This window comes from Bacteroidales bacterium, assembly GCA_031275285.1.
Classification (GTDB): Bacteria; Bacteroidota; Bacteroidia; order Bacteroidales; family UBA4181; genus JAIRLS01.
This window is the reverse complement of the sequence record JAISOY010000130.1, coordinates 1-20,596: the sequence shown is the minus strand read 5'-3', so window position 1 is coordinate 20,596 and position 20,596 is coordinate 1. Positions and strand designations below refer to the sequence as shown.

Here is a 20,596-nt window from a genome sequence, read left to right as displayed (position 1 = left end):
TTTACAAAGATATAATTTTATATATCTGACTTTTATACGTACCCCTTAATGGAAAAGTGATTCCCACATCCATCAGGTATTTCCCAGTATATGGGCTTTTTATCCCTTCTATTGTGTACTTCGCATCCGGTAATAAGCCTTTCAGCTTTACCAATGTTGTTTTTTCTGTTTCCGGAACGGCATTTTTCGGATATTCGGCTAAATGATAACAAAAAACCGTTGCGGTTTTCTTATCACGGGATACATACTGTAAAATACTCCGGTTTTCATGGTAAGGTGAAACAATCCTATATACATCGCCTTTCTGTACCGTCTCGCGTATTTCCTTGTATTGAGCGATTTTATTCCTGGCAACCGTTTTCTGTTCATCATTCCATTTGGTTATATCCTCTCCTACTCCCAGGATTCCTGCCATACAAACATCAAATTTGTATTCCAGGGAAGGTTTCTGCCTGTGCTTGTCCTCGTGGGTAACCCATGATATCATGGTATTAGCGGGGAATATAGACAAATATGCATCCTGTATGAATATCCGTTCAACAGGATCGGTATTATCGCTTGCCCAGTTGAAGTCAAAAAGCCGGGCCATCCCAAGGTCAACCCTTCCGCCGCCGCTGGAGCAATTTTCAAACCAGACATCGGGAAATTCCTTTCGCAAAGTATTTACCAGACGATTGAGGTTTTCCACATATTTGATCCTTACCGCCCGTTGTTCGTCGGATGGCGCCGACATAAAACCGGGATCGGTCAGTGATTTATTCATGTCCCACTTGATAAATTTGATATTGTTTTCTTTCAGCAATTCCGAAAAACATTGATACAGGTATTGATACACATCTTCCCGTGCAAGGTTCAATAGCAATTGATTGCGTCCTTCATGGCGCTTACGGTTCGGGAAATGAAAAACCCAGTCGGGATGCGCCCTGTACAAATCGCTATTGGGATTTACCATTTCCGGTTCGATCCAGATACCGAAATCAAGCCCCATAGCATTGATTTTATCGATCATAGGCTTTAACCCGTTGGGAAATTTATTCTTATCAACGGTCCAGTCGCCCAATCCGGCATTGGAATTCACCCTTCCTTTGAACCAACCGTCATCGATAACAAACATTTCGACGCCGATCTCTTTTGCTACTTTTGCCAGGGCCAGCTGGTGTTCTTCATTCACATTAAAAGTGGTGGCATACCAGCTGTTGTAAAGTACGGGTCTTATCAACTCCCTGTGTTTTTCCGGTAATAACTGTTCCCGGATATAGGAAGTCAGTTTTAACGTCACATTATCCGTTCCTGTATTGGAATACCCGAACACCATTCGCGGCGCAGTGATGGATTTTCCCGGTTTCAGATATATCTCCTGATCCCAGAAATTTATTCCTCCAATAACCTGAACATTTCCTTTAAAGGATTTTTCAAAATCGACACGCCAGTTACCGCTGTATTGCAAAGATCCGAACCATACTTCACCCGACTGCGGATCGCTTTCCCCTTCGGGACGGACAAAAAATGTAGAAGAACCATACGATTTGAAATCTTTCACCTGGATAGTTTTCGTACCCTGGGTTAATTTAGCCACATTAGGCCGGAATTCATTACCCCAAACTCCTGAAAAATGGGTCAATTCATAAGAATTCTCAGGTAGAAAAACACTTCCCGACTGCAGGTTCTCGACTTTTATGATTCCCTTCTTCGCTGTATTGACAATCTCCACCCATTTTTCAATGAGGTCATACCCGGGCAACACACGGATATAAGAATAAACCGTGAGGGGATAAAATTTATCTTTCTGGATAATTTTCAAGGTCTTGAAACCTTCTACATCCGATATTTCATACGAAACATATTCCAACTCCACATCCCTCACCCCATCAGGGAAAACGACTTCCAACAGGGGTACTGCGGATACGTACCCGCCACGTACCGGGATTTCGGCCCCCATATTTCCCTGTACGTTTCCGGACTGTAGTTTATTTCCGTAATAAACAGCCTGAACATCTCCAGCCGGGGATACTTTTACCTGATAAACGGATGCATCGGTTGTGATGCTCCATTCTTTCCCGCTTTCGCCGACGCTTATCTGCCCGTATGCAGAAACAGTCAATATCAGCGATAATAATGTGATGATCTGTATTTTCATTTTATTGGATTTATCTATCATTTTATGAGTATAGGCAGCATGCCGACGATCTCTATGCCATATAAAAAACTTCTTCCAGATGTATCGTCACCGGTGAATTATCGGGATTTACTTCCATAATATCACTCATATAATTCCACCATTTTTGCTGGATTTCGGCGGCGCCCAAATCCTGAGAAGACATCCCCCCTTCGACTTCCTGTATTCCGAAAAGAATGTTGGTTTCTTCGTCGAGGAAAATTGAATAATCGCTGATACCAGACTTTTTAATCAGGTCGACAATATCCGGCCATACCTCATTATGTCGTTTGATATACTCTTCCCTGAAACCGGGCTTCAATTTCATTTTAAACGCTACTCTTTTCACCGGGATAAAAAACTCTATGTTTAATTTTGATTTTTTTACATTTCCTGCATCCTCTTCAACCTCATCAATGCTTCTATATAGTAATAATCGGCATAGATGATCGAAGCGTCGACTTCCGATCCATTAGGTTTATGACCTGTGGAATGCAACAGGAATGCATTATTTACATCCCTGCTTTGATATGCCTCCGATGATAATGAAGTCAGCATCTTTACAGCCTCATCTTTATAGGATGTTGCTTTGGACGGCTCTACATATCCCTGTAATTCGAGTAATGCAGAAGCTACAATAGCAGATGCCGAAGCATCTTTCGGCTCATTAGGAATATCCGGGGCATGAAAATCCCAGAATGGGACATAATCATCGGGAAGATGCTTAAGAAACATATCTGCAGCTTTAACGGCCGTTTCAAGAAACTCTTTATTTTTGGTTTCCCTGTATGCCATGGTAAAGCCGTAAACCGCCCATGCCTGTCCCCGCGCCCACATGGTTTCATCGGCATAACCCTGATGGGTTACTCCCTGTATCTTTTTTCCCGTGATGGTGTCATATACGATGACATGATATGTGCTGAAATCTTCGCGAAACTGGTTCTGCATGGTTACTTCGGCATGGCGGTATGCAATATCATACAATTCTTTACCACCTCCGTTTTTCGCCGCCCAGAAAAGCAATTCGAGGTTCATCATATTGTCTACAATGGTGTTATGCGGCCATTGCTTCATATGCGGCCAGGAACTGATCGTCCCGACAACAGGATTGTATAATGTAGCCAGCGAATCTGCCACACGCAGCATGATTTCCTTGTATTCCGGATTTTTCGTTATTCGGTAGCCGTTACCCAGGCTACAATAAATCTGGAATCCAAGGTCGTGGTTCCGCGGCCTACGGTCGGCTATCGGATAAAGCGCCTTGGAAAAACGTTCCGCCTGCTTTTTAATTCCTTCGTCGTGGCTGTATTCGTAAGTATACCAAAGTACACCCGGCCAGAAACCGCTCTTCCAATCATAAATTGAGGTACAGTTCCAATCTTTTGATTCACTGTCTTTAAAAATATTATGTGGAATTTTATTGTCTTCCTTTAATTGTGGTATGGCTTTTTCCACCTGCGCCACGCAATAATCCAATTCCCTGCCGGTATCGAATTTTGTTGTGCAGGAGAAAACAGCTATAACAACAAGCAGTAATGCAAAAATCTTATTTGTCATTTTTAATCTATTTATATGAAAATTAACTACTTTCAAAGTCCTCTGTTTAACGGATGGATAGACAAAGGGACGATTGTACCTGAACCCGGATAAACTGAAAAGTCAGACCCATGTCCGTCAAGTTATCTCTTCAGGACTTTTTAATCGGGAACTCCGGTATTCCCGATAGCATGACGCTACCTAATACCGGATGTAACATAAACTTATCATAAAATGCAGGAAGGCTGCATCCATGTCATCCCTAATAAAAAAATTATAAAATGCAAAAAGCCCATTAAAAAGATAAACCAAAGAAGATACCGTTGAAATCAATTCGTTTTCAGGCATATATACCCGAATTACCGTAAAAACCAAAACAACGGATAACAGCAAATTCGATGTGAGGATAAATCCGACCGCCCGGGGTTTGCCGTCTTTTTGTTTGCGTATTTCCAAAACAGGTCTTACCGGGAAAAAATATAAAGACAAAGAGAGTGTAACTATCGTATACAGGATTACATTTACAACACCTTTATTGAGAAGGAAATAAAAAACCGCACAAATAAAAATCCAGATAATAACTTTTTTATAGCTCATTTCTTTAATGATTTACATGGTTGTATGTATATTTTTCGGACCAGACTCTTTATATGCGCGATTTATTCCGGTATTACTTTTCTTCAATGATCATAGCGCAACCTCCACGCGGTAATAGATCCAGTTTTAATTTGCTTTTATAGGTCACACTTTTGGTTTCTATGGCGACATGTGTCCGCGTTTTTATTTTTTCGCCGCCGTCGGTAAATAACCTCAACTCATATTTTTTATCGGGATCGAGGAAATCAAAAGAGAATTCAAATTTCCGAGGATCGTTATTGGTAATGCTTCCTACGAACCATTTATTCCCTTTGCGGCGTGCCATGCTTATGTATTCGCCTATACTGCCTTCCAGCACTTTGGTGTCGTCCCAGACGGCATACAATTCATCGAAGAAGACCAGTTCGGGCTCATCTCCGAAATCTGCCGGTGTATCATACCAGTATAGGTACTGTAACGGACTATAGTTGATCACCGATAAAGCAATCTGGTGGCAGACTGTGTTCAACAACGACCGGGCATTAAGGCTTTGCGCCAGGTTTGGTTTCAGTTCCTTGCGGTGGTAATAACAGACAGTGGCATCGGCAGCACCGGCAATGTAACGGGTAAAAGGCAAGGTGGTGTTGTTCACCCCGTCGGGGAATTCTTCGTTACCGCGGACACCTTCCTGTGTGAGCAGATTGGGATAGGTGCGGCTGAACCCGGTAGGACGGTATTCGTCGTGTATATCGACCATCAGGTTGTAATCTGCACATTTGGCGACTGCCTCATGCAACCATGTCGTCCACCTGAATGACCCTACCTGTACAAAGCCGAATTTAATCCCGGCAACACCCCACGATTTATATAAAGGCAATATTTCGTCCATGTATTCCGTAAGTGCACGTTGGTTGACATACAACCATACCCCGATGTTTTTCGAACGGGCGTAACGTATTACCTCGAGAAGGTCCAATGAAGCGATCGGCTTCCGGGGATCGGAGTCCTTCGAAGATTCAGGACCATACCATCCGGCATCGAAATGGATATAGTCGAGTTTGCGTTTGACCGCAAGATCCACCATTTCTTTACTTGCTTCGGTATTCAAACGGGTCACCCTCATTACTTTCCCCGGCTTGATCCATGTTGGGTTGCTTATTTCGCATTCTTTACTGAGGTTAAGATAAATGTCGTTGTTTTCCAATAATTCCCCGGGCCGGTCGGCAACCATCACCACCCGCCAGGGGGAAGCAAACGGAGCGATCTCCTCAACAGGATCATACATCTTACAACGGATAATGTTCTCTTCGTCTTTATCTACAAAAAATTTCATCCGGCTGTAATTCACCATTTCGGCTTCGCCCAAAGCAGCATAAAACCCATCGGAATATTGCAGGGTAAGCGGCCGTTCGGCCTCTCCGGGCCAGTCCTTCACGGGAAGGCGTTTGTGGAATGCCTGGGCATATGGGGCAAACCAGCAATAGGTATTCTGTGGAACACAAAAGGTGGTTTTCTCCGAGGTTATCCTCAGGTAATTATTACCTGCGTACTGGTAACGAAAAGCAACCCCTTCGTCATAAGCTCGTACAATGATATCAAGTCGCCTACCAAAGGTATCTGCTTTGAAAATGTATATTTTTTGATTATAATGGTCTTTTACTTCGGCACGTTCGCCGTATACAGGCTTCCATACGACATTAACCGTCATATCTTCAATAGTATCTATTTCCAAATCCTTTTCCCATTTACTGATACCTAGCTGTGAAGGAAGGATGACAGGTAGATCGTTATACTTAATTTCGTACTCCAATTCTCCTTGCGGTTGGACTTCGCGAATTTCGAAACTCAGTTTTCCACTCGGAGAATATAACTTTTTATTTTGTGCCACCGTATAGTAGGAGATACAAAACATATGGAAAAAGAAAAAGAAAATAAATATTCTATTCATCTTTATTGATTTTATTATTAAATATTTCACACCAATTTATCATTATATTATTTTAATTCCATAGTTGTTGATTTAAACCACTTTTGAATATCATCTTCTATATAAAAAGGCATTGCATACATTTTGCCTTTTGTAATGTTTTTAATCGTTAATAGGGCATTGTCAGGAACCTCGTATTGTAAGATATGACTGTCTGCTGTTTTACGCCCTAAAGAATGCCACTCGTCTCCGTTCCAAAAAAACAATTCATAAACATGTCCTTCATAAATACAATTACCATCCGTACGGGGCAGATAACGAATTTTGACAATCTGTTTAGGTTCTCCTAAATCCAATCCCGTCCACGAAGGATCAGCTACCGCATCACAGAAAGTATCCACATCTCCGTCAAACGCTTTATCGTTGGTCAATAATGGGTTAAGCCATTTGGGCGCTTCTCCGATAAATCTACCCTTAAGTTTTTCGTTGTTCTCATCATAAAACTCCAATATGGAAACATTACAATGACCATCAATAGGAGAAACATAACGGACATATCGGTACGTGGACAATAGATTGACAGAAACAACATGATAATAAGGATCAGGTATTGTTTTTACCGTATGTATCAACCTTGCATCCGAAAAATCGCTCCGGTTTGCAACTTCAAACATACCGCCTTTCATTCTGGATACCCACCGGTTGTCCGGTGGGGCAATACATGTCAACGATACCATTTGTAATGAATCGGGACGAAAATAACGACATTCTCCAGCTTCGTTTATTCTGAAAGGATATGAAGCCGGAGTTTGACTTCCATTGTGATAATAAACCGGCAGGTAAAAACTGTTTTTTCCTACGGATAGAAATTGAATGTGGCTGGTATCCACATTACCCCAAGCAACCGGATCCCAGCCCATTTCGAAAGGAATGGCTAGAAATGCATACCTTGTTTTGCTTATCTGATTATCCTGAACGGGAACACGTATATCAGCACATGGCTCATATTCGGCTGTTACATCTACTAGGCTATTGATATCTCGCAATAACGGCGGAATATTTATTTCATCAGCCATTATATGCTGCTGGCGGGTATAAACATAGCGGTAAACCTTGCTTTTAAGAATATATGCTCCCTGATGCTCTTTTCCGGGGTTTGATTCTGTCCCCATAAAAGAGATATGAACACCACAACTGTTTCTTACACCATTCCACGAATGTCCGGTCGCCTTGCTGGGCCAACGAGGAGTAAAATCCCAAATAACAGGAATACCCAATCCGCGCATGGCAAAAACGGCTAAAACCGACGACCTGTCACATGAGCCCCTTGTCGATGCCATTAATTGCGAATAACTCATAGGAGGAAAATCCTTATCAAGCCTGAAACGGGGCAAAAGATCGTTCAACCGGCTGCAAGCCTCTACGGCTGTAACAGTCGTATCTTTTATTAAAGACTTATACAGGTCGGCAAAACTGGCAAGCACCTTCTCCCGCCAGTTTTCGATCGGCTCGGTACTTACGCGGTAGGGCAGGATCTCCTCGCAAAAAACATTGAATGGGACGTTCTTCCCCCAGGATTGTTCCTGCCACACCTTAAAGGCCAGTTCAATATTATTGATCAGGTATTCTGCCGTGATATGCGTAACATCGTCTTGTCTCACCGGCTTACCTATCCGGTATGTATCCAGCACTAATTGCTTGTCCGAAGAACTGGTCCAACGCAAATGTACAGTAGCTACATCATTCCATGGTGCATCATAATATTCGGAATATTTGCCAGGCATATTTATGATCAAGAACTCAGCAGCACGAAGTTTTAAACTGTCGGCCGGGTTTTGGTCGTAATGTTTTAAAACTTTTTCCAGTTCGGAACGATTACTACCCGCCAATTTTAATATTTCCGTAATTTCAGGAGAATAATACCCGGTTAATTGATGACAATACCATATAAAACAACCGGACGCTATCAGCAACACAATCACTACTGATACAATAAAACGATCTTTTTTCATCATAAACACATGATCAAGTCATGACATTATATTTCTATTTTTCTTTTTTATTTGATTCCTCCTTTCAACAAGAAGTCGGATAAATCTTGACATATTAGGTTTTAATTTTCATATTTTACTATTGTTTATTACTGATCCCCTCATAAGAATCTAAAGTATCTAGTATGGTCATATACTTTTGTTCATTCAGTTTATCAGCTTTAGCATCTGTTATGATTTCCCGGCAAAGATCAGCCATTTTAAGGGCATTCCCTTGAGGTATATGAATATTTAATGACCAAACTTCATCCTCGACAACTGTACGAAATGTTACTAAATAGCCATCAAGAATAGTTGGAGGAACTCCTTTTGCCTTAAAATTGCAGATGAACGAAACCATTTTTTTGTATAATTTCTCCGCAAACTGATCGCTAACAGGAAAAGAGCGGATATCTACATTAAAACGAATCGACTTTTCATAATACATGCTTACAGTTTGTTTACTGTTGTAATCCCATATCCGGTTAAAAACGTCTCTTGGTAAAGAATCTAAAACTTTTGCCGGAAGATCTATCAGGTGACGGTTGCGGTTTTCTTTGGCCTTTTCATAGGCTTCTTTACTTGCCTCTCTATAATTCGTAATGTATTTGACTTCAAGAATACAGGATATATTCAATGAATCCCTCACAATACGACAACCCGAGGGTATACAAGGTTCTACTTCAGAAGAAGGATTATAAAAAAATTCAACCGGAGCATTGAAATCCCCGAAAAACAGTTTTTCCACATCATTTTTACTTTTTAGATTATAAATGCTTGGAAATGATCCAAATCCTCGTGAAATCAAATTATATTCCACCCTCTTGAGGAAATGTCCACCAAGATAATTATCCCCAGAAATATGATCAACATTTTGAGAAAATGCAAATGGTATAAAATAATTCCAAAGGAAAAAGACTATAAACACTCTTTTCACAATTCAGGCTTTTGTTATTGTTTTCTAATAATAATAGAACCCTTCTTGATAGTAAATGGAATGACTCATATTTGGATAAGTTTCCTTGAAAGTATTATCTGCTGTCCCCGGGTCTGCACTATCTCTGTGAGTATGAGTAAATGAAGTCAGTGGACTACTTTGATATCCTTCGAAATAATGATAACCATTTTGGGTACCTATTGATACGTGGGCTTTATTTGTAGTATTTTTAGGGTTAATATATGTTATTAATTTTCCGTCAGCAAATGTCATAATGACCATTTCCACATAGTTGGGATTTTGTACCCACATCAATAATTCATACATCACATCAGTCCAACTGCCCCAATAAGTAATTCCTTCCGTGCCATTTTTAAGTTTTGGCTGAGTAATATTAATCCCTAATTCCAAAAATTTGCTACTTATATTTACAGAACTTTTAACACACTGCTGAAAATATTTTTCATGCATATCTTCCCTCAAAGAAGAAAAATGTGGAAATTTCTTGCGCAATGCTTCTTTTGTTTCATTAAACGTCTGGAGTTTCGCTTCTATACTGATAGAACTAACAGACATAGGTAAGTACATCACTTTTCTCCCTTCTACATCATAAGTAACCTCCAATGCTGAAAAATCAATTTTATTCAATTCTTCGGTGAAAATAGCCAATGACTGCTTTAAATCAGCTCCGGCTATTATATACTCTTCCAATTCAGATGAGTTGAGAATTATATCATCTAACGGTTCATCTTCTTCTCTTTGGCATCCCGTTATAATAAAACTTGCTACTAATGTTATTACAACTATTGATATGATACTTATTTTTTTAAAATATTTACTTTGCATGGCATTCAAACTTTTATGTGAAAATAATTTTACAAACCGATAAAACATTTGACAGCACGGGTGATATTGTTTCAAAATCCTTGAAAGCGTTTGCATGTCTTTCTTCCCGCTAAAATGTATTTCATCTTTCCATAGGCATATTATTTGATTGTTGTATAAGTTTTTGCATTTCATTTTTTATTGCCATAACGGTAGGAGAGAAGACTTTTATCTCCTTGCCTGCAATATGCCGGGCTAAGATCAAAGCCTCCTCTTTATGCCCAGTTTTATCATATAGTTTAACTAACTCATACAACGGCATAAACCTGTTCGGACACATATTGGCAGCAAATTTCAGATGCTGTTCCGCTTTATCGTATAGTTCCAGTACTTCGTAATTATCAGCCATCAGCATTTGTACATCCATATCATTATAATATTCCGTACATTTTTCGAACACCCGAAGGCTTTCTTCATATTTTTCTACATAATTAAGTTCGGCGGCATGATTGTAAAGAAACAGTCCATTTTTACCCAAATGTTTGTACAGACGGTTATATTGCGGCAACATTTCTCTGGTTATCCCTGCCAATGACGCCCGAGCTATCCTTTTCCATAAGATTTCCGCAGTAATTAACGGTAAACTTACATATAAAAGGACCCCGGAAATAAACATGATACCCAGCCTTAATACCCACGTAGCCTTTAATGGCATGGTTTTCTTTTCTATTCCGGTACATACTACTGCTATGTTCAGGAAAGTAATAAACCATGTGAAAGGATAATGGAACGGATATGAAAAACACGATACAATGGCAATACTCACAAGACTCAAGCAGGCAGTGTATTTTGCAAAACCGGGCAAGTAAAGATAATTTCGTACTAACAAGCCTATCTGTAAAACCAATATACACAACCCCGCAATACCGTATTCCGACAATATCAAAAGATATTCGCTAAAAGGATGCAGCACATTATCGGATAATGAAGCATACCTGCTATTGGGCTGCGTTTCAAAATAATCAGCCTGATACAACATATATTTTGCTTGGAATGCACCCTGTCCGTGTCCTGTAATGGGACGATCCTTTATCATATTCCAGGTGCATTGCCAGATCAGTAACCGGCCATCGGCCGAATCCTTTTTCATGAAATAAAGCACAGTTACAGATGCTATAAACAAAACAGCTATTGTAGCAGGCATCCATTTGCGAAATTTTATACCCGAATACCGACTGCAAACATAACATACGGCAACAACAATACACGCTATTGCTGCGGCCCGGGAGCCTGACAATAAAATACCTGCTGATACAATAACAAACATTATAACCGGCAAATATTTTACAGGTCGTGAAGTGTTATGCAACAAATACAGACCGTATGGTATCATAAAAGCTAAAGCAGACGCAAAACCTGTCGGGTTATCGAAACTTCCAGTTACTTTGAAGTTCGTGTTTTCAGAAGGGAGCCTCCCTAAATACTGAAGAACGCCATGAAGAGACAATGTAACGGCAAAGCAAAGAAAAACCCATGCAACAACCCGTAACGGAATGTTTCCAGATATTTGCATCAAAACAAAAAACAACAGGAACAAACAGATCATGTCAACAAACAATTGCGGATCATATCCGTGTGTAAAGTAATAACGCATAAAAACAATCGTGCCAGACAGCAGCAATAAATACCAGAAAACGTTTATCCGGACACAAACTTTTCGCCCGCTCAATATCCACACTATTCCGGCCAGAGTCGAAGAAAAAATCAACCCAAACCATTTTGGAATTTGCGGATTTACAAAATTTCGGGATGTGACGAATAACGTACACACACAGAATAAACTCAATAATACAATAATAATATATAATTTATTCCTCAACATTCTTACTTAGCTATCTCATAAAATAATGCGCACAAGACATTATTAAACTATTATATGTTTTTCTAAAAAGTTCTATTCCTATACAATATAGAGTACAAAGATAAAAGCATAATAGACGATAGGAATGTATCATTTTTTGAAAAACATGTATCACATGGCTTTTTCCAAAAATTGAAACTATATGTGGTATTTATAATCGGAAACCATTGAAAGTCATATCCGGTAATCATACTACTTTATCTGGTATTTCCCTTTTTCCAATTTAACTACGGATGTCCTATCCGGCTGGGTCTTTATGTCAACTTTTCGTCCGGCATCAGCCATGTCCGTAACCTGAGGGTGAACATCCGGAGGAATCGTTATTTCTACCGCACCGCTTGCATCTATTTTCCATACAACACCTTCTTTACACAGGGATATGTTTACAGGTGAAGATTCGGCTCTGATCCGCCATTTATCTTTTTGGAGAAGTTTCCCGTTTCCAAGAAAAAGGAGTTGGGATTCCTGTCCTGACACTCCAATTACCGCATAATCACCCTGAAATTGCATATCCCCGTGTACAACAGCTTGCTGTTCGCCCGTACTGCTGAAAACATAATCGGTTCTTTTACCGGAATTCACAATTATTCCGGTAAAGTCTTTCTGATTACCGAAGTAGCCGACGGATCTCACTGATTTTTCTTCGCCCGAAGTATAGGGATAAAAAACGGATACGAAGGGACGCTCCCATGCTTCGCCGTTCTGACGGACAATCAGTGTGGGCAGCGGTTGATTTAATAATTCATCGGGAACGGAGCCTCTGCCAAAAGCATTCGATTTGGGAGATTCTGCCGTAAAAACAGTTCGGCCGGGATATCCTTTCATCCACATATCCACAAAAATATTATCCTGTTCTTTAAGACGGATGTTGAAACATGCCGAAAAGTCCTGTCCATACGAAACCGCCTTTTTATTTTCGAAATAATTATATCCTCTCATATCACCCAGATCGGAAGACAACTCATTTGTCGGCGAAAGGGTAATTTTTTGTCCGTTAACATTCATCACATCGATATCCTGACCGATGCTATGGTAAAAATATTCGTGTTTCTTATCTTTTTTATCCTTGCGTGCCGAACGGAAAATATCCACCAGGTAACTCGTCGTTTCATCCGTACGGATCATACCGGTCAGACGTTCCTGCTTTGCATTGGTTTTCGGCTCGGTGAATGCAACCCTTGCAAAAGTGACATTTCCTGTTATCGGATCCTTATCACCATGTTCCGGATAACAGGAAAGCAGTTCATAGGGATGGTTACTACGCATCATGGGATAGTCGGATATACCGTCGACACAAACCGTATTATGCGCCGGGAACCGTGCATAATATTCCTGATTGTCGCGTGTGCTGTATGTTATTCCGAACGAACTTTCAGGCGCCAGCATCCATCCTTTGGCATACATTTCCAGAGAAACACCGTTTGCCTGTGCATGGTTGCCGAAAGATCCCACCAGGGAAAAAGCCATCCCGTTCTTCCTGTCTTTTCCGTTCCGCTGCATCAGCCAGCTCGTATTCGGGGCATAAAACATATTACTGGTAAGGTGATCGTATGTGACCTCCTCCGGCTGGATATCCATCAATTCATCCACGTAGAAAAACAAAGAGAACATGGATTTATTCTTACGGTTATAGAATTTGTCGTCCATCAGCTTATATAATACCTGTGTCGCTTCTTTCTCCCTGCCGGTATCACCATACTTCCGGTACAGGGAAACCAGCATTTCGAAAGACGGAGCGCTTAAAGGAACATATTTGGCATCACCGAATGCGGTAACCCGCCCGTTAGGAAAAAGATATTCAGCCGTAGCGGGGATTGCTTTTTTCAGTATGGCAAAAGTATCCAGCATACGGTTATTCTCGGCATTATCGATCAAACAGATAATATCCAGCATATCTTTACATACCCCCATGGAATAGGTCGCCGATTCGGGCCACATACCCGTCTCCGGATCAAAAATATCAGCAACTGCTTCCTTTAGGGCGAATTGACGGATGGTGGTATGGTTCATGATCTCGTTGATATAATATTGCCGGCCTTTTCCGTCTTTATAATGCGAATCACTCTCCAGGGCAAGCGCAAGGTAAGTGATGAAACGCGCCTGAAAGATGTTCCAGTTGTTATCCGGAACACCATACATGATCTCCTGATCGGCAAAACGTTTGAGTACACTTGCGATCATTTCGAAATCTTCGCCTTTCTTTTCCAGGTATGCATGGAGAAAATCGTAACACACAGCCAGGCTCGGTATGATGGCATCGAGAATGACTTCAAAAGTGGCCAATCCCATCAGGTGGCTGTTATTGTATTGTTCCAGGGCAAAAGGTTCACGACGATGGTGCATGCCGCGTATATAGGTCATGAAAATATCCGAAGCAAAAACCGCATATTTTTCTTCGCCCGTATACCAGTACAGGAAAGCGGCATCGGCAGCAAGCCCCATGATACGATCATTCATCGGACCGATCATCCGTCCTGTTTTCGAAGGATGCACCCATTCCCACGGTTGTCCCTCCTTTTTCGTATTCCGGACATACATGCCCTTTTCATCCATATAAGGTTGGGTATCTTCCAATGAAGGCATGGCGTAATCGGTTGCCCAATCACGATTGCCCTGGAATTTTACGGTAGGAACCGGCGCCCGCCCTGTACCGTGCGAAAACTCGTTCCCGATCACATAAATCCTTTCATGGTGGGTGTCCCAATACATCTGCATACGCGAAATGATCCACTCGGGGTCAGTTACATGGCGGTCCACATATTTTTCTACGCCGTCTTTGATGGCTTCATAAGAAGACCTGGCCCATTCGGCAGTATTCAATTTTTCCGTAAAAGCGGCTTTTTTGTCATTGGTAATGTAAATCCGCGGATGTCCCGGCTCTTTTTTACAACTCCCGGACAAGAGGATCAAACTGAATAAAATAATAATGTTTTTCATGACTTTTAAAAATTCAAAATTCAAGGTTCAAAGTTCCGAATTCAAAGTTTGAAGCTCAAAAGTTCAAGGGTTAAAATCTGATAAAACCAAAAATTAAACCTAGAACCAATAAATGCCAATTACGGTGCGGACGAAGTCCGTTTAACAGGCGAAGCCTACCATACTCGACGATTTTACTTACTTCGTTGCGTGAGAACGCTAACGCTAAGTTCTGTCTGAACGAAGCCGATAGGCGGAGTGAGTTAAAATTGTCAAGCCGTTTTTGGTTACTTTTTGCGGCGTCAACGGCGAAGCCTTCACGTAATACCATTGATAATAATTTATGCATGAGTAAAAAGTAACGAAGAAAAGTAGGGAAATATCATTATATTCTTCATATCTAATTATTTACAATCACAAGGTTTAGTGAGTTTATTTTTCTTCAATTTTCGCAATCCAACCTCCCCCGGAAGCCATATCTATCTCTATCCTATCCCCCTTTTTTACTCCCCTTTTAATCTCTTTCCTGTAATCGACCGCCGTTGCATTGGCATTGATACCGTCCCTGATGAATTCCATCGTATATTCTTTTCCGGCTTCAAGGAAATCCAGACTTATATTTATCTTTCTCGGATCCCAATCAGTGATGGCTGTCGCATACCAAACAGAACCATTTCTCCGGGCAATCGCCACATAATCACCGATTTTCGCATCCAATGGGGCTATTTCATCCCATTCTACGGGTATATCCAACAGAAATTCCGTACATTCCCTGTTGTTATAATATAAAGGTTGTGCATCAGACAGCATTTGAATGGGGCTTTCGGCTATTACAGCCATAGCGATTGCATGGGCGCGGGTTCCCTGTCCCATGGGTTTATTCCCATTGATCCTGAAATCGTTTTTGGTCGCATTGTTCATGGTTCCGGGTATATAATCCATAGGACCGGCTACATTACGAATAAACGGCAAGGTACAATGATGATCCGGATTATCCCAATCTCTCCCGCCATTATATTCAAATTCAATGAGCGCTTCCCTGGTCAATACATTCGGATAGGCGCGGCGTAACCCGTCAGGACGGTAGGCCCCATGAATATCTATAGCCATTTTATACCTGGCACATTCTTCGGCAGCCTTCCAATAAAAGTTTACGGCTTCCTGATCCGAACGGTTGATAAAATCTATCTTAATGCCTTTAATACCCCATTTCTGAAATTGTTCCAGGGCCTTTTCCATCTGATCATCGAACAAGGCATAAGTTACCCAAAGCATCACATCCACATTTTTCGAACCGGCGTAACGCACCACCTCGGCAATATCCAGACCCGGAACGGCCTGTGTCAGATCTTCCTTATAGGTCCAGCCGTCGTCGAACAGGAAATAACGGATACCGAATTCATGGGCAAAATCGACCATGTATTTTGCCGTTTCCGTATTGACTCCCGCTTTAAAATCCACACCGTAGATCCCGCGGCGCGACCACCAGTCAAAAGTTACCCAACCCGGCTTGATCCATGAAGTGTCGTCTATCTTACATTCTTCGCCCAACAGGTAAACCAGCTGGTTGGTCAACAAATCGGTTTCCTTTTCGGCGAAAGCAAATACTTTCCATGGAAAATTGCGGGAAGCCTTTGTTTCTGCTATATAATCCTTGTTTCCTGTAGTACGTTTCCTGCCGTACGAATTACCCTTATCGTTGTATCCGCTGGGGACTCCCCAGTAATGAGACGATAACCCTCCGGATGTCTTTTTAACCCACATCACGGGATAATCCTTGCTACCGGCCTCCAGAAAAAGAACAAATTTTCCTGCTCCGTTCTTTACCAAAGCCGGCAGATTTCCCATATCATTAGCTTCCATCCTGTTAATTGCGGTAGTGATATAAGGTTTTTCATAATCGCTGTTCGGATTATTGTTGTCTTTCTGATAGGTGATAAGAGCATTACCGTCAAAGACAAAATCTGCTTGGTCGCTGTTTATCCTTATGGTTCCGGGCAGGTCAAGGATAAAACGATAGGCCAACCCATCGTTATACAACCTGAACTGCAATTTACTGTTGTCCCTGAACTCAATGGTTGTTTCGTTGTATTGTTCGGGAATTTCCGCCCGTTTTTCTTTGATGACAGGTTTGATGATGTTGTTGACCGAGTTTTTCCGGATTTTCCTGATCCTGGGATTTTCCGCGGGAATGATCCCTTTATCGGTATCCAGGCGTATATCCTCTATACTGAAAACTTCTGCTTTTTCCGAAAATAACCGGACAGATACCCCTTTTTCGACAATTACCTGTAACTCCAACTGCCCATCGGGTGATAATATTTTGGTAACCGAAGCATTGACGCCTGTTATGCCGAACATGGCCAACAATAAGATAACGAACGTTTTTTTCATGTTTAAAAATTCAAAAGTTTAAGATTTCATATTTACTTTCATAATATCTTTTCCAATAATTCCGGTATTTCGGAAATCGTGAAAGCAATGGGGCCTCCGATGAGATAAATTGCATTGCGATAGTAGAAGCTATTCCGGTCAAAAACGAAACGTATTCGTTCCCTGATCAGGTTTTCAATAGTTTCCACCTGAAAGATCGTGGTTTTGGGAACTTCGGTATCAGACGACACGGTGATCCTTAATTCCCTGACTCTGGAATCCATACCGACATAAAAATACAAATCAATTTCTTCGGAACCCATCATTTGTATTTTTTCTTTACCACCATATACTTCACACAACAATTCCATCAGCTTTCGCTTTGACTCCAGTACAGGCAACGGGGAATATCCGATAAGTCCGGACTTAGTATTTTTCAATACATTTCTGGTATTGGTAAACTCATAAAAATGGTGACCATCGGATTTAGCAATACTGTACCTGCATTTGTATGTGTTGTTTTTAGCCTTATATTCCCTATCGTCCTGGTATGGTTGGCCTGTAACGACATAAGAAAGCATGACCGAAAAAAAAATCATGACAAAGGTTTTCATATTATCTACCGCATTTTAAAGAATAAATAAACATTTCACCTTATTCATAATTAATTGAAAAACATCATTATCGGATAAAAAACAGCGTTTAAAAAAGGAAACTGCATTCTTAAAAAAGCACAATGCATTTTTGAAAAAACATACTGTGTTTACCGGAAAACACAGTATGTTTCTAGTTGAACACTTTTACACTCACTTATCCGGTATCAAATGATTAATACCCATATATTCCAAATTCGGCAAATTGAGCATAAGGACTTCTTCCATCCTTGTGCTTGACATCAAAATAAACCTTGATGTAACGTGCCGTTAGAGCATCTGGCATCACATACCGTTGTTCGTCATTAATGTCCGGATTAAATGTATAATCTCCCTGCATTTCCCATGGGTAACCATTTACAGGATCATTCTGGTCGACTGTGACATCCGGACATGTATACAGGTAGAAACCATTAGCTGATGGGAAATTACCCTGACGGCGTTGTAACATCACTTCGGTAACGATCACAGAACGGCGCAGATCCACAATGAACCAATGTGGAAAGTCCGATGCTGGAGCACTATAATTAGTATGCCAGAATGTAGTGATATTTCCGTCGAACAGATTCAAAATGGTGTACCCTCCATGTTGGGAACTGTACCCTATAGTCCCGGCATTACTTGCCGTATATCCCGGTATGTTCGCGGCATTAATCGTAAATCTCGCTATGGCCGGTACTACCTCTACTTCCACCTGGTATTCCTTGCCTGCGGCACTGGCAGTAATGATAGCGCTACCTATCTCGTTACCCATGATCCATCCGTTGTCAAGCACTGTTGCTACAGCAGGATCAGAAGAAGTCCACCGTATATCTGCTTCAGAAGCATTTTGCGGTACAGGGGTAGCCACTATCTGAACCTTATCCAACCTTTTTACCTCAACCTGTTGTTTGTCCAATGTGAAGTCCTCGAACGGGATCCAGTTCCGCACCCACACATTTACATTGGTCTGGTCACTTGAAGAGGTAACGGAGATTACGGCGAATCCTTCACTTACCGCTGTTACCAGCCCTGTCTGGGTAACCGTAGCAACAGACGGATCAAGGCTTGTCCATGTATACTGTTTGCCTTCCGGGCTGCTTTTTAACTGTGCCTGGTTATGATCGCCAACACCTTCACCTATGTATATTACCACCGAAGTTTTGTCTACATAGGGTTTTTCTGTAATATCGAGTTTATCGTATTCAACACATCCATAGGTTACACCCAGTAATGCAACCAGGAGAAAAATGCCAACATTATCCGATATTTTTTTAATTTTTTCCATGCCTGTTTTATTTTACAGTTACAATATTTTCAATTCTCAACTCTTCTTTCATCCTGTAGGTGGTGACGCCGTCATCAGAATCGACATAATCGTAACACAGCAGGAAGGTCTTAAAGGTTTTACCATACCCGTCGTCCACAAGTCTGAAAACATTCGGGTATTCAGGATCTCCGTCTACCTGGGTTACCTTAATTCCAAAGTGAGAATCACTCCACGGACGGATGGTTACATTACCGTCGGCATCCACAGAAAGTCGTATCGCCCATTTTTCAATAAGATTCACTGTGAGTTCGGTGATGATCTTGTTACCGGCAAATATCCTCACCTCATTACCCGATACAGGATACATCTGTTTGGTCATCATAGTATTAACAAGAGTGGTTGTACCTTTTTCCTGTTTGATACCCCGGTGTGAATAAACAGGAACAGATTTTGCAGAAGCCCAGAAATTTTTCAGGTATACGCGGTACAACACCGTACTTTTAACGGGATTCAACTCATACGCCGAGCTCTGTTCCACCCGGAAAGGAATGAAATAAACAGAGTCCGGTGACAATCCCCCGGCACGCAACCATATCTTCATCCGCCCATACTGCTCGCCTTGCGGTATGGTAATGGTATGGCTGTCAATCTTATATCTGTTTGCCGGAAGATAAAGGGCATATTTATATGCCTCCGTTGCAAAACTATTATTGTTGTATTCCGATAATAAGCCGGCATCCTCAGCAAGACTGAGTACAACAGGTTCGTTTGTGGGCAGGGAGCCGCCGCACGATGCGGCAACATAACCTCCCGTATAGCCTTCTTCATTTGCCATAGCAGGGTCATGTTCCTCGGCAAAGATGTTGGAAGTGCCCTCACTTAACAGAGCGACCACATGCTTGTATTGTTCCCGCTCAAAGATTTCATCACGATCACAGGCTTGTAGTACAAACGCAAAGATCATGACCATACATATTTTTAGACATTTCATATTTTCAATTATTAGATGTGAAACAAGCATTAAACATTTTTACCATCCGGGATTCTGATCAAAAGACGGAAGACGTTTCATCTCTATTTTGGGTATCGGTACGAAAATCATCTTCCTGTCAACAATCCGCCGGGCTATACGGGAACTTCCCGGTACAACACGCTGGTAATAGGCATCCTTTCCGGCTGCCGTATTCATCCCTATAATGGTTTCGCCTTCCGAAGCTTCATAATCACCCCAGCGGCGTACATCAAAATAACGCCGGTTCTCAAACAGGAATTCCACCATGCGTTCCCGCTTGATCTTTTTCAACACCTCGTTGGCATCAGCCAGATCGGCATCCGTCAGGCCCGGTAATCCGGCACGGTAACGCACCTGATTGTAAGCCCATTTGATTTCGTTAATATCCCGGCTAAAGGTTTGCGATTCTCCATCCACATCGATAGTAAAACTTTCACTACCCAACTGATTCAATGCTTCGGCATAAGAGAGCAGAATTTCTGCATA

The 20,596-nt window shown here is 41.4% G+C and carries 14 protein-coding genes; all 14 read right to left on the bottom strand.

Features of this window, described 5'->3' with window-relative positions:
* Position 1: 1 nt before the first annotated feature.
* Complete coding sequence (locus LBQ60_13605) at positions 2 to 2,137, bottom strand: alpha-galactosidase (GenBank protein MDR2038953.1); 2,136 nt, start codon at positions 2,135 to 2,137, stop codon at positions 2 to 4.
* A gap of 52 nt (positions 2,138 to 2,189) precedes the next feature.
* The gene (rhaM, locus tag LBQ60_13600; GenBank protein ID MDR2038952.1) at positions 2,190 to 2,504 is read right to left on the bottom strand and encodes an L-rhamnose mutarotase; all 315 of its coding nucleotides are present in this window, start codon (positions 2,502 to 2,504) and stop codon (positions 2,190 to 2,192) included.
* A 35-nt stretch (positions 2,505 to 2,539) separates the two neighbouring features.
* Positions 2,540 to 3,712 carry a glycoside hydrolase family 88 protein gene (locus LBQ60_13595; protein MDR2038951.1) on the bottom strand — a complete coding sequence of 391 codons (1,173 nt, stop codon included), beginning with the start codon at positions 3,710 to 3,712 and terminating at the stop codon, positions 2,540 to 2,542.
* Positions 3,713 to 4,361: 649 nt separating this feature from the next.
* Entirely contained in the window at positions 4,362 to 6,215 is a 1,854-nt protein-coding gene (locus LBQ60_13590) for a glycoside hydrolase family 97 protein (GenBank protein ID MDR2038950.1), read from the bottom strand.
* A 47-nt stretch (positions 6,216 to 6,262) separates the two neighbouring features.
* Entirely contained in the window at positions 6,263 to 8,209 is a 1,947-nt protein-coding gene (locus LBQ60_13585) for a discoidin domain-containing protein (GenBank protein ID MDR2038949.1), read from the bottom strand.
* 115 nt (positions 8,210 to 8,324) lie between these two features.
* On the bottom strand, positions 8,325 to 8,972 hold the full coding sequence (locus tag LBQ60_13580; GenBank protein ID MDR2038948.1) for a hypothetical protein: 648 nt from the start codon (positions 8,970 to 8,972) through the stop codon (positions 8,325 to 8,327).
* A gap of 213 nt (positions 8,973 to 9,185) precedes the next feature.
* Positions 9,186 to 10,007, bottom strand: a complete 822-nt coding sequence (locus LBQ60_13575; GenBank protein MDR2038947.1) for a hypothetical protein — start codon at positions 10,005 to 10,007, stop codon at positions 9,186 to 9,188.
* Between the two features lie 121 nt (positions 10,008 to 10,128).
* Positions 10,129 to 11,754: an O-antigen ligase family protein gene (locus tag LBQ60_13570; GenBank protein ID MDR2038946.1), complete on the bottom strand. Its 1,626-nt coding sequence runs from the start codon at positions 11,752 to 11,754 to the stop codon at positions 10,129 to 10,131.
* Positions 11,755 to 12,099: 345 nt separating this feature from the next.
* Positions 12,100 to 14,844, bottom strand: a complete 2,745-nt coding sequence (locus tag LBQ60_13565; GenBank protein ID MDR2038945.1) for a heparinase II/III-family protein — start codon at positions 14,842 to 14,844, stop codon at positions 12,100 to 12,102.
* 411 nt (positions 14,845 to 15,255) lie between these two features.
* Positions 15,256 to 17,217, bottom strand: a complete 1,962-nt coding sequence (locus LBQ60_13560) for a glycoside hydrolase family 97 protein (protein MDR2038944.1) — start codon at positions 17,215 to 17,217, stop codon at positions 15,256 to 15,258.
* A gap of 38 nt (positions 17,218 to 17,255) precedes the next feature.
* Entirely contained in the window at positions 17,256 to 17,795 is a 540-nt protein-coding gene (locus LBQ60_13555) for a hypothetical protein (GenBank protein ID MDR2038943.1), read from the bottom strand.
* Between the two features lie 229 nt (positions 17,796 to 18,024).
* Positions 18,025 to 19,116 carry an Ig-like domain-containing protein gene (locus LBQ60_13550; GenBank protein ID MDR2038942.1) on the bottom strand — a complete coding sequence of 364 codons (1,092 nt, stop codon included), beginning with the start codon at positions 19,114 to 19,116 and terminating at the stop codon, positions 18,025 to 18,027.
* Between the two features lie 7 nt (positions 19,117 to 19,123).
* Entirely contained in the window at positions 19,124 to 20,062 is a 939-nt protein-coding gene (locus LBQ60_13545) for a DUF4361 domain-containing protein (GenBank protein ID MDR2038941.1), read from the bottom strand.
* 66 nt (positions 20,063 to 20,128) lie between these two features.
* Positions 20,129 to 20,596, bottom strand: a 468-nt coding sequence (locus LBQ60_13540) for a RagB/SusD family nutrient uptake outer membrane protein (GenBank protein ID MDR2038940.1), incomplete at its 5' end; no start/stop codon positions are given.

Coding starts and splice junctions, on each gene's coding strand:
- LBQ60_13605 (MDR2038953.1), bottom strand. CDS start 2,137: ATGAAAATACAGATCATCACATTATTATCGCTGATATTGACTGTTTCT.
- LBQ60_13595 (MDR2038951.1), bottom strand. CDS start 3,712: ATGACAAATAAGATTTTTGCATTACTGCTTGTTGTTATAGCTGTTTTC.
- LBQ60_13590 (MDR2038950.1), bottom strand. CDS start 6,215: ATGAATAGAATATTTATTTTCTTTTTCTTTTTCCATATGTTTTGTATC.
- LBQ60_13585 (MDR2038949.1), bottom strand. CDS start 8,209: ATGATGAAAAAAGATCGTTTTATTGTATCAGTAGTGATTGTGTTGCTG.
- LBQ60_13575 (MDR2038947.1), bottom strand. CDS start 10,007: ATGCAAAGTAAATATTTTAAAAAAATAAGTATCATATCAATAGTTGTA.
- LBQ60_13565 (MDR2038945.1), bottom strand. CDS start 14,844: ATGAAAAACATTATTATTTTATTCAGTTTGATCCTCTTGTCCGGGAGT.
- LBQ60_13560 (MDR2038944.1), bottom strand. CDS start 17,217: ATGAAAAAAACGTTCGTTATCTTATTGTTGGCCATGTTCGGCATAACA.
- LBQ60_13555 (MDR2038943.1), bottom strand. CDS start 17,795: ATGATTTTTTTTTCGGTCATGCTTTCTTATGTCGTTACAGGCCAACCA.
- LBQ60_13550 (MDR2038942.1), bottom strand. CDS start 19,116: ATGGAAAAAATTAAAAAAATATCGGATAATGTTGGCATTTTTCTCCTG.
- LBQ60_13545 (MDR2038941.1), bottom strand. CDS start 20,062: ATGATCTTTGCGTTTGTACTACAAGCCTGTGATCGTGATGAAATCTTT.